This window comes from Microbulbifer hainanensis (assembly GCF_014904735.1).
GTDB classification, from domain to species: Bacteria; Pseudomonadota; Gammaproteobacteria; order Pseudomonadales; family Cellvibrionaceae; genus Microbulbifer; species Microbulbifer hainanensis.
Genome location: NZ_JACZCR010000070.1, coordinates 1 through 1,050, shown reverse-complemented (window position 1 = coordinate 1,050; position 1,050 = coordinate 1). Strand labels below are relative to the sequence as shown.

General features: G+C 53.1%; 2 protein-coding genes. One reads left to right on the top strand and one right to left on the bottom strand.

The window, feature by feature from the left end:
- Window positions 1–166: 166 nt before the first annotated feature.
- Window positions 167–508, bottom strand: coding sequence for a hypothetical protein (locus tag IG168_RS20370; RefSeq protein ID WP_193166441.1), 342 nt, complete (start codon window positions 506–508; stop codon window positions 167–169).
- 116 nt (window positions 509–624) lie between these two features.
- Between IG168_RS20370 and IG168_RS20365 the strand changes: the two genes are divergently transcribed.
- Window positions 625–1,050, top strand: a 426-nt coding sequence (locus IG168_RS20365) for a hypothetical protein (protein WP_193166440.1), incomplete at its 3' end; no start/stop codon positions are given.

The window sequence follows — 1,050 nt, the reverse complement described above, 5'->3', positions numbered from 1 at the left end:
CTCGAACACTGCTGTCAGGTACTGGCCAGCCACGGTGCCTCTCTTGGATGGATCCAAGACCGTTGATGCTATCGACCCCTAGAGAAACATGCGAGCCACATTTTCCCCTGAAGGGTGTATTGCTCGATTTGATATGACTTCGAACAAATCCGTGAGGGCCCACAGGCTATGCGCAATCGTCCGCTGAACGGTCCCGAGCGATCTCCCTCTCCTTGGCGATGAGCATCTGACGTTCGGACAGATCGGCAAGAGACCAGCGCCGCCCGCCGAACGCCTTTTGAAACGCTTCTGCTGTCTCACGGTCCGGAAAGTAATAGCGGCCGGCAAACTGGTAGCATCGCCCGGCGACGTCGGCGCCATGCTTGATATCCCAATTGGTGAGCTGGCGGTCAGCCACCCAGGTCAGGGCCGCGCTGAATTCGGCCCCGGTCAGATCATTGTCTACACCGTGGCGGAATGTCTTGTCGGCGGCTTTGGCGTAGGTGGATCTATTGGGTGTTCGACTCATTCTTCAAAGATAGATCTTTCACGAAAATTGGTGGATGCGCCATAGACTGCAGACGTCCGAAATGCCTTAATTTACTCGCGTTTTTGTTGCGAGTTTAACTTAGAGGCAGGAGTGCCATGGATGAAGAGAACAAGTGTGGAACGCCCGCGCTGGATGCAGCGGCGAAGGTTGCGGAAGTAACGAAAACGGTCTCGGACATCAATCCAGTCAAAGCATTTTTAGGGCCTGCAGCGAAAGCGCTGGGAGATCATTTTGGGGAACGGGTTAAGGAGTGGGTGGACCGTAAGAAAAACGAGAATGCGAGATATCACGCTAGCGCGGTGTTGGGTGATGCCGGACCCGATGACATACCTGATGACAAACAACTGGACTTGCTGCGCTGGTACGAGAGAGCGGGTGAAGTAGACCCGAATGAGATTGAGAAATCTGCCGCCATTAAAGCTGCACTGAAGGCAACATTAGCGGGTCGAGGAAATGACGCAGATATCTTAATGTCACTCACAAAGGATGAAATTTTATGCCTAGGCAAGAAAAATGGTGTA